Annotated in this window: 10 protein-coding genes; 7 read left to right on the forward strand and 3 right to left on the reverse strand. The window is 65.0% G+C overall.

From position 1 onward, the window contains the following. Positions 1-18: 18 nt before the first annotated feature. On the forward strand, positions 19-333 hold the full coding sequence (locus A6V37_RS10955) for a winged helix-turn-helix domain-containing protein (protein ID WP_064270024.1): 315 nt from the start codon (positions 19-21) through the stop codon (positions 331-333). Positions 334-366: 33 nt separating this feature from the next. Here A6V37_RS10955 and A6V37_RS10960 read toward each other — a convergent pair whose 3' ends face one another. The 3 genes from A6V37_RS10960 to A6V37_RS10970 form a co-directional block, all read right to left on the reverse strand. Continuing rightward, on the reverse strand, positions 367-1,368 hold the full coding sequence (locus A6V37_RS10960) for an alpha/beta fold hydrolase (RefSeq protein WP_082902792.1): 1,002 nt from the start codon (positions 1,366-1,368) through the stop codon (positions 367-369). Positions 1,369-1,519: 151 nt separating this feature from the next. Next, on the reverse strand, positions 1,520-2,269 hold the full coding sequence (locus A6V37_RS10965; protein ID WP_064270023.1) for an SDR family oxidoreductase: 750 nt from the start codon (positions 2,267-2,269) through the stop codon (positions 1,520-1,522). A gap of 112 nt (positions 2,270-2,381) precedes the next feature. Then, positions 2,382-2,960, reverse strand: coding sequence for a lysozyme inhibitor LprI family protein (locus A6V37_RS10970; protein ID WP_064285989.1), 579 nt, complete (start codon positions 2,958-2,960; stop codon positions 2,382-2,384). Between the two features lie 153 nt (positions 2,961-3,113). On the opposite strand from A6V37_RS10970, the gene A6V37_RS38960 reads away from it, so the two are divergent. From A6V37_RS38960 to A6V37_RS11000, 6 genes are all read left to right on the forward strand, one after another. Next, a complete protein-coding gene (locus A6V37_RS38960; protein WP_075643460.1) occupies positions 3,114-3,866 on the forward strand; it encodes an SH3 domain-containing protein in 753 nt (250 codons plus the stop codon). Between the two features lie 220 nt (positions 3,867-4,086). After that, complete coding sequence (locus tag A6V37_RS10980) at positions 4,087-6,396, forward strand: putative bifunctional diguanylate cyclase/phosphodiesterase (RefSeq protein ID WP_064270020.1); 2,310 nt, start codon at positions 4,087-4,089, stop codon at positions 6,394-6,396. Between the two features lie 267 nt (positions 6,397-6,663). Continuing rightward, positions 6,664-6,852 (forward strand): hypothetical protein, encoded by a 189-nt coding sequence (locus tag A6V37_RS10985; protein ID WP_064270055.1) that lies wholly within the window; start codon positions 6,664-6,666, stop codon positions 6,850-6,852. A gap of 124 nt (positions 6,853-6,976) precedes the next feature. Beyond that, positions 6,977-8,377: an FAD-containing oxidoreductase gene (locus tag A6V37_RS10990; protein WP_064285990.1), complete on the forward strand. Its 1,401-nt coding sequence runs from the start codon at positions 6,977-6,979 to the stop codon at positions 8,375-8,377. Between the two features lie 37 nt (positions 8,378-8,414). Next, positions 8,415-8,774: a cupin domain-containing protein gene (locus A6V37_RS10995; protein ID WP_064270018.1), complete on the forward strand. Its 360-nt coding sequence runs from the start codon at positions 8,415-8,417 to the stop codon at positions 8,772-8,774. Positions 8,775-8,904: 130 nt separating this feature from the next. Then, positions 8,905-9,480 carry a TMEM175 family protein gene (locus A6V37_RS11000; RefSeq protein WP_064270017.1) on the forward strand — a complete coding sequence of 192 codons (576 nt, stop codon included), beginning with the start codon at positions 8,905-8,907 and terminating at the stop codon, positions 9,478-9,480. Positions 9,481-9,567: the final 87 nt, after the last annotated feature.

Consider the following 9,567-nt stretch of genomic DNA (forward strand, 5'->3'; position numbering starts at 1 on the left):
TGCGAGGAGACATTCACTATGGAAGACGATGAACTCGATCCGGTGCTGGTCGCCGTATTGACGCAACTCTGGCGCGCGCATCGGGAAAAGCCTGGCGGCGCATGGTCGCTTGCCAGGCTGTCGAAGCAGGCGGGTGTGCCAATGAGCGGTTTGCGCCGGCATTTGACGGCGCTCGTCGATGGCGGCCTGGTGGAGACGACCTTCAGCGAAGAGGGCGCGGGGACGGCGCGGTTGAGTGAACTCGGCGAACAGCTGTGCGCGGAGCTGTTCGGCGGTGGAGACGGCGAGGTGTCTGATGAGAGTCAGGCTGACCCGCCGCCGCAGCTTCATTGAACTTCAATCAGCTTCGCTGACGCACGCCGCGCGTTACCGAGGCGGCGGCAGGAACTTCAGCAAGGCATCGGTCACGGCCAGCGGCTGTTCTTCGGCGACCCAATGTCCGGCGCCTTCGATCTGCACGGACTGAACGTTAGTCGCGACATGGCGCAATTCTTCACCGACGATTGGCCCGAGACTGCCTGCTCCGCCAATGCCAAGCACGGGCATGGTGAGCTTGCGTTGCGCGAATACCTGGTTTTGCCTGGCATCGGCGGGAAACGCGCGGTAGTACTCGAAGCCCGCGCGCAGTGCACCCGGCATCGCATATTCGCGAGCGTAGGTCTCCTCGACGTCGGTCGTGAAGGCGCGCGAGTTGACCGCTTCCGAATTGTGAAACCACTTGAGGTATTCCAGCTCGCGGCCCGCGATCAACATCTCCGGCAAATCCTGCACCGCGTAAAAGCGGAAGTGCCACGTCCGCGGTATCTGAACGATCTGATCCCAGGGGGCGATGCCGGGCAGGGGCACGTCGAGAATCGCCACCGAGCGCACGTCGTCCGGATGCTGCGCGGCGTACGCGTAAGCGACCATGCCGCCCATGTCGTGGCCAATCACGTTGACCTGAGGGCCGAGATTCAATTGCGCGACCAGCGCGTGAATGTCTTCGGCGATATTGGCTTTCTCGTAACCGGTGGCCGGTTTCGCGGTGTCGCCGAGACCGCGCAGATCCGGTGCGAGCACGGTATAGCCGCGCGTGACCAGCTGCGGCATCACGAAGCGCCACATGAACGAGGTCGAGCCCCAGCCGTGCAGCAGCACCACGGGCGTGCCGTGCCCCATGGCCAGCAGATAGTGGTAGCGCACGCCGTTCACGTCGATCTTGCCGTCGTGGATGTTCGCGGCGGCGGTGGCCAATGCAGGGGCATTCGGCGCGAGCGCGAGCGATGCGCCGGCGGCGTCCGGGCTGGGTTCGGCACTATGCGCGGCCGGTACGGCCATCGCAAGTGAAAGCGCCGCAGCCAGCCCGGCGCAGAGTAGTTTGAAACGCATGATGATTCTCGGAGAAAAGCAGCACCCGCCAGGCAGTCCTCGCTGGACGGCCTGGTGTTGCGGGAGTGCGGCAATGCCGGGTGATGCGGTGGCGGGTGCAGCGGGCCGCGGACAAACGGCCCGCCGCGCGAGTGCGTACCTGAGCGTGTTGTTAGAGTTGGCTCATGCCGCCGTCGGCGATGATTTCCGTGCCGACAATAAAGGCCGATTCCGGCGCGCTCAGATGCAGTACGGTCGAGGCGATTTCTTCCGACGTGCCGAAGCGGCCGAGCGGAATCTGACCGACGATCTGCGCCGCGGTGGCTTCGAGAGTGGCGGCGTCGAGGCCGAGCTTGCCGTACAGCGGCGTCTCGACCGGGCCGGGGCTCACCACGTTCACCCGCACGCCTTGCGGCAGCAATTCCGCCGACAGCGTCTTCGCGAGCGAAATCACCGCGGCCTTGCTCGCCGCATACACGGATGAGGCCGGCATGCCGATACGCGCGTTGATCGAACCGTTGATGACGATCGAGGCGCCGCGATTGAGCAACGGCAACAGGGCCTGAATCTGGAAGTAGGGGCCTTTGACGTTGGTGTTGAATGTCGCATCCCACAGGGCTTCGTCGACGTCCGGGAACGGTGCGAATTTCGCCGTGCCGGCATTGACGAATACCGCGTCCAGACGCAGACCGGCGGCGCTGATCTCGGCCGCCAGTTCGCGCGCCGACCCGATCGAGCCGGCGTCGTTGCGTACGGCGACGGCTTGGGCACCGAGCGCGGCCCGGGCGGTGTCGAGCGCGGCGGCGTCGCGCCCGGTGATGACGACACGGGCGCCTTCGTTGGCGAAGGCCTTGGCTGCTGCGAATCCGATGCCGCTGCTGCCGCCGGTGACGAGAACGGTTTTATCTTGGAAGCGAGTCATTTTGTTTCTCCGAAAGAGTATTGCGGGTTGGTGTAACGGATATTGCGCCGATACCACCGGCTTGCCGTACCACTTTCACGATGTACTCGTTCGAAGATATCGAACATGTTTCCTATCGAGCAGCGTCCTCCTGAGTCTGTGCCGGGGCCAGCATGGCGACGCCGCAGAACCAGCCGCCGTCGGGCGGCGCATAGCGCCATCGGCTGCTGGTGCCCTTGAGCACCGTGGAACACTGCTCAGCCACCACGATGCCGGGATTGGCAGCTGTGCATTGGCGCATCGCCACAGCGGTCTGCGGTGTCGGCGGCGCGAGTGGCGCGAGCTGCGTATCCAGCTCGACTGGCGTCGCGGGACCAGGCGGCGTTCCCGCCTGCATGCTGTCGATCAACCTCTGCAATTCCCCGATGCGCGTCGCATACCACGTCTCCAGACACGCCAGATCGCGGCAATTGGCTTCCCGCCACATCCACTTCGTATCGCTGTCGTTGAGAAAGGCTCGCCGGTTTGTGACCCGCCGCCGTGCTTTCCAGTACAGTTGTCCTAGCGTGTCGTCGAGTTTCGACAGCGCGGGGTCGTGGCAGATCATCTTTTCGGTCAGCGAGCGTCCCCGGTGGCAGTCGAAGCTGGTGGCGTGAGCGGGGGAATGCGCGAGCAGCAGGGCGGCGATCAGAAGCGGTCGGTGGATTTTCATGGCGGTCCCGGCAGAGCATGGTTTTTCGTGCCATTGATGATCGGGCGAGTTGCCCGGGCACGGACGTCCGAACAACGCGTGACTTCGGGTGGGTGGTTACCAGATGTTGCGCGGCGAAAATGAGAGAAAGCGCGAGAGAAAGCGGGAGGAAGAATGAAACAACATCTCGTTCGATGTCTTTGCGCGGTGGCCGGCGTGCTGGCGTTGCCGGCCGTGGCTGACGCGCAGTCGCAGGCCTATACCAATGGCACGGTCAACGTGCGCGCGGGCCCCGCGCCGGACTACCCGATCGTCACGCAGTTGCCGGGCGGTGTCCCGGTCAGCGTTATGGGTTGCATCAGCAACTATCAATGGTGCGACGTCGCCGCGCCGAACCTGCGCGGCTGGGTATATGCCGCGCGGCTCAGTTATCCCTATCAGGGCGGCAATGTGCCGGTGATGAACTACGGTGTAGTGATCGGCCTGCCGATCGTGACATTCTCCGTCGGCACGTACTGGGACCGCTATTATCGCGGCCGGCCCTGGTACGGCCAGCGCTCGCGTTGGGCGCATCACCCTCCGCCGCCTCCGCCGCGACCCGGGGCCGGACGGCCACCGGGCGGCCGGCCACCGGGCGGTCCGCCGCCGGGGCACGGGGGAGGACGTCCGCCGGGTGGTTCGCCACCGGGGCACGGGGGAGGACGCCCGCCGGGTGGTTCGCCGCCGGGGAATGCAGGAGGACGTCCGCCAGGTGGTCCGCCACCGGGGAATGCAGGCGGCCGTCCACCGGGTGGCTCGCCGCCGGGTAATGCGGGAGGAAGGCCACCGGGCGGTCCGCCGCCAGGCGGAGGCGGCCGTCCACCGGGCGGTGGAAATGGCGGCGGTGGCGGCGGGCGCCCGCCAGACCAGCGCGGCGGAGGGCAATAACGCCGGCAATCGCCACAGGCCGCCTCCGCACGCCTGACCGGCCTTCGGGTTCAGCCGCTGCATATGCGGAGCGCGGTTAGCGTACACGATCAATTTGAGAGGAAATATGGCAAGCGGCTCCAGCACTTGCCAAGTGTTGCGAATATAGCGCGGACACCTCGCGTAAACCCCGGTGTGCCGCGTACACTAATTGGCCGATGTCGAGTTAGGGGGCGCATATATGACTAGCAAAGCGACATCAGATAAGACGATGGGAGCGGCGTCCGAGGGCGCCCGCTACGGGCCGAATCTGGCCGAGGGCGTGCGGGCGTCGGAGCGGACGGTGCTGCGGCTGATCACCCGCAACACGCCGCTGCCGGAACTGCTGGACGAGGTTTGCCGCCGCGCGGAAGCGCTGCTTGGGGGCGGCGCGCTGTGTTCGATCCTGCTGCTCGAGCCGGACGGCGTGCATATCAAGGTGGGTGGCGCGCCATCGTTGCCGGCTGATTACAGCGCGGCGATCGGCGGCCTCGCAATTGGTCCGCGAGCGGGGTCGTGCGGCACCGCGATGTATGAGCGGCGCCTCGTGGTCGTCGAAGATATCGAAACGGATCCGCTGTGGGCGGACTACTGGCATCTTGCCTTGCCGCTTGGCCTGCGGGCCTGCTGGTCGGTGCCCTTTGAAAACGATTCCGGCGCCGTGCTCGGCGCGTTCGGCGTCTATTACAGCACCGCGCGCCGGCCGAGTGCAGAGGAAGAGACCATGATGCGCGACATCGGCCGCAGTGTAGGCCTTGCGGTTCATCAGGATGCGATGGCGCAACGCCTCGTGCACAGCGAGGAACATCACCGGATGGTGGTCGATCACCTGATCGAGGGTATCGTCGTGCAGTCGCGCGCGGGCGTGGTGCTGGCCTGCAATCCCAGCGCGCAGCGTATCCTGCGCGCGCCCCCGCAAATTGTCGGGCGCCATATTCATACTGTGATGATGCGCGCCTATCACGAAGACGGCTCGCTCGTGCCCGATGACGAACATCCGACAGCTCAGGTGCTGGCCACCGGCAAACCCGTGCAGGGTGTCACGATCGGCGTGGAGCTGATTGGCGGCGACATTGTCTGGATCACCGAGAACGTCGTGCCGATCATCAAGCCGGGCGAGAGCGAACCGGATTCGGTGCTGATCTCGTTTACCGACATCGGACCGGTGCGCGAAGCGCAACGGCAGCTCAAATTCCTCGCCACCCGCGATTCGCTCACCGGCCTCTACAACCGCGCTTATCTGACCGAGCGGATGCACGATCTGTTCATGGCGGGCGAAGGTGGCGGCATGGGCGAACTGGCCAACATCGGCGTGCTGTTCGTCGATCTGGACGGCTTCAAGAAGGTCAACGACACCGCCGGTCACGAGGCCGGCGATTCCTTGCTGCGCAGCGTGGCGGAGCGGCTTTCAACGTGTATCGCGCCCGGCGACACGCTCGCGCGCGTGGGTGGCGACGAGTTCGTGATCGTGGTGAGTGCTTATGAAAACACCGGGCACCTGATCGGCCTCGCGCGCCGCATTCTCGACATGATCGCGGTGCCGTTCGCGGTGGCGGACAACGAGTACTACCTGGGCGCGTCGATCGGTATCAGCCTCTTTCCCGAAGACGGCCAGGACGTTGCCACGTTAATGCGCAACGCCGATTCGGCGATGTATCACGCCAAGCAGCGCGGCCGCAACAACTTCCAGTTCTTCACCGCCGAGCTGAACCGGCATCTGCAGCGCCGCTTCACGATCGAACAATCGCTGCGGCGCGCGCTCGCCGCGAACGAACTGAGCCTCGTATACCAGCCGATCGTCGAGAGCCACACGGGCCGTACGATTGGCGCGGAAGCGCTGCTGCGCTGGTACAACAGCGAACTGGGCAATGTGTCGCCGGCGGAATTCATCCCGGTGGCGGAAGACGCGGGCCTGATCGTCGAAATCGGCGACTTCGTGCTGGCGCGGGCTTGCGCGCAGGTGGCGCAATGGCGGCGCACCCTCGCGCCGGACCTGATCGTCGCGGTGAATCTGTCGCCGCGGCAGTTCAACGACGGCATGGTGGAGCGGATCGGGCGCTATCTCGCGCAGTCGGGGCTCGAGCCGGCGGCGCTGGAACTGGAGATCACCGAGCGGCTGCTCATGAGCGACAGCGAAACGGTCTTGCCCATGCTGAGCGCATTGAGCGCCATGGGCGTGCGCATTTCCGTCGACGACTTCGGCACCGGTTATTCGTCGCTGACGTATCTGAAACGCTTCCCGCTGCATAACCTGAAGATCGACCGGTCGTTTGTCGCGGGCTTGCCGGATCACCGCGATTCGATTGCGATTACGCAGGCGGTGGTGGCCATGGCGCACTCGCTCGGCATGAACGTGACCGCCGAAGGCGTGGAAACCGCCGAGCAGGCGGCGTTTTTGCGGACGATCGACTGCGACAAGCAGCAGGGCTATCTGTACAGCCGGCCGGTCGGCGCGAGTGCCTATGCGCGTGGTTTGAGCGACGCGCGGCTCGGCTTAACTGCGGCATCCTGACGGTGTCGCCTTAGCGACGGCGCCCTTGGCGCACCGTCCCGGCCGCGCGGGCGGCTCCGGCCGTTTGGCGTGGAACCCTTGTCAGGCTTGCGAATCCGGGCCTACGGCGCCTGCCGCGCGTCGGCCCGTGGGCGCGATTGTTCAAATTGGCGAACAACTGCCTTCGCGTTAGTGGTATTTATCCGCGACCCCGGTCTCCCTAAAATGCTTCCATCGAAATGAAGTTTGAGCGCGTGGCCGTCGCGGCACCGTGCGACGGGAGCCGTCATGCCAGACGTAATCAGAGATCAGCTTTACCGGCCGTCGGTGGTTCTGCCGATGGTGGCCCTCATGCAAGTGATGGTGTCGCAGGACTTCAACCTCGGCCAGGTCGGCTGGGTGATGGCGGCCCGCGGCGCACAGGCCGCGCTGCAACGCTCGCGCGAATTGATCTGCGCCGCGCATTGCCACGCCTGAGCGCAACCGGAGGTCATCAGCAATACATCGGCAACAGCCGCCAACAACAAGTATCACGGCATGGCGTCACGAGGCACTGAGGGTAAGATGCTACGACCTGCACCCCAGCCTCGGGAGAGTCGCCATGCCACAGCACTTCGACGCAGTCGTAATCGGTACGGGACAAGGCGGCGCGCCGCTGGCGGTACGGCTTGGCGAAAGCGGCCGAAAAACCGCGGTGATAGAACGCGGCGCTTTCGGCGGCACCTGCGTGAATGTCGGCTGCACGCCGACCAAATCCTATGTAGCTAGTGCCCGCGCCGCGCATGTGGTGCGCCATGCCGCCGACCTCGGCGTGCAGGTGGGCGGCGCGGTCAGCGTCGATCTGGCGGCGGTCAAGGCGCGTAAGGACAGAATCATCGGGCAGTCGCGCGACGGCGTCGAAAAATGGCTGCGCGGTGCGAAGAATGTCACCGTGTTCAAAGGCCACGCGCGCTTTACCGGCGCCCATGCGCTTTCTGTCCTTGGGCCGGACGGCAGCGTACTCGAAGAAATCAGCGCCGACGAAATTTTCATCAACACCGGCACGCGCGCCGTCGTGCCGCCGCTCGAGGGCCTCGAGCGGATTCGCTACTACACCAACTCCAATCTTCTCGAACTGACCGAATTGCCTAGTCATCTGGTGATTGTCGGCAGCAGCTATATCGCGCTCGAATTCGCGCAGATCTTTCGCCGCTTCGGCAGCAAGGTGAGCGTGCTCGTGCGCGGCGAACGCGTGCTCACTCGCGAGGACGCCGACTTCGCCGAATCGGTGCAGAAGGTGCTCGCCCGCGAGGGCGTGGAATTTCACTTCGGCGTGCAACCTTCGCGCGTCGAACCGCATCCGCATCATGAGCATGAAGTGTGTATCGGTTTCGAGCAGAACGTGCCGGCGCTTGAAGCGTCGCATCTGCTGTTCGCGACCGGCCGGGTGCCGAATACGGACGACCTCGGGCTCACTGCGGCGGGCATCGCGACGGACAAGCACGGCACGATTCCCGTCGACGGCCAGTTGCGCACCAACGTGCCAGGCGTCTGGGCCATTGGCGACGTCAACGGACGCGGCGCGTTCACCCATACCTCTTACGACGATTTTCAGATCGTCACGGCCAATCTCCTCGGCGGCGGCGCGCGCACGGCCGATACGCGAATCATGGCGTATGCCGTGTTCGTCGATCCGCCGCTCGCGCGCGTCGGGCTCTCGGAGACCGAAGTGCGCAAGTCCGGGCGCGCGGCGCTGATCGCCACCATGCCGATGTCGCGCGTGGGCCGCGCGGGCGAGCGCGGCGAGACCGACGGCTTCATGAAGGTGCTGGTCGACGCACAGAGCAGGCAGATTCTTGGGGCGGGGATTCACGGCATCGAAGGCGATGAGGCGATTCATACGTTCATCGACATCATGGCGGCGGGCGCGCCGTATCCGACCTTGCAGTACGCGATGCATGTCCATCCGACCATCAGCGAACTGGTGCCGACCTTGCTTGACGGGCTCAAGCCCATGAAGTGAGGGGGGTGCGCAGCGCGGTACGCGTGGAGCATCGACGATGAAGCGTGCAATCAGAAGCGGAAATCTGTTCGACCCCGACTTGGCTGACGCGCCAAAGGGCCCCGACGAGCAGATCGACGCACTAGTGGAGCAGGGTGGCGTGACTATCGAGCGAATCGTCTCGATGGGGCACGCCAGCCCGCCGGGCTTCTGGTACGACAGTCCCCGCGCCGAGTGGGTCGTGCTGCTGAGCGGCGCGGCAGCGCTCGAATTCGAAGGCGACGCCACGCTGCATCAGCTGAAGCCCGGTGATCACGTGCTGATCGAAGCGCATTGCCGGCATCGGGTGGCATGGACGAGCGACAAGGAGCCAAGCGTGTGGCTCGCCGTCTACTACCCCGGAGATGCGCAGGGATGATGGCCGGCCCGGCGGCGTCGCGCATCGACAAAGCGTCGCGGCATCGCGGATAATCGGCAGCGGCGCGGGTCGCCTGCGGGACGCGGGCGGGTTGTGCGCGCAACCGCATTCATCATCAGGAACCCAACCGATGGGCAAGGGACGGCTCGAAGCCTTCAGCGATGGCGTGATCGCCATCATCATCACGATCATGGTGCTCGAACTGAAGGTGCCGGACGGCTTCGATTTCGCCGCGCTGCGTCCGGTCTTCCCGGTGTTCTGCGCGTACGTGCTGAGCTTCATCTATGTCGGCATCTACTGGAACAATCATCATCACCTGTTCCATGCGGTGCAGAAGGTCAACGGCGCGGTGCTGTGGGCCAACCTTCATCTGCTCTTCTGGCTGTCTCTGCTGCCGGCCGTCACGCATTGGGCCGGGCGGAACCATCTGGCTTCGTGGCCGATGGCCATGTACGGCGTCGTGCTGTTCATGTCGGCGATCGCGTATTTCATCCTGACCCGTGCGCTGATCCGCGAGCATGGGCGGGACTCCACCATCGCCAAGGCGGTCGGCAACGATTTCAAAGGCAAAGTCTCGGTCGTGATCTATCTGGCGGGTATTGCGCTCGCTTTCGTTGTGCCGTGGGGCTCGGTGGCGCTCTATACGCTTGGCGCCGCGTGGTGGCTGGTGCCGGACCGGCGCATCGAGCACGTGCTGGAAGCCTAGTCATGCTGCTCACACTCAAGCTTGCCCTGGTGCCGGCTTTTCTGGCCGCGCTGACGGTGGCGGGGCGCGTATGGGGGCCATCGGTGG

It is taken from the genome of Paraburkholderia ginsengiterrae (assembly GCF_001645125.1).
Taxonomy (GTDB): Bacteria; Pseudomonadota; Gammaproteobacteria; order Burkholderiales; family Burkholderiaceae; genus Paraburkholderia; species Paraburkholderia ginsengiterrae.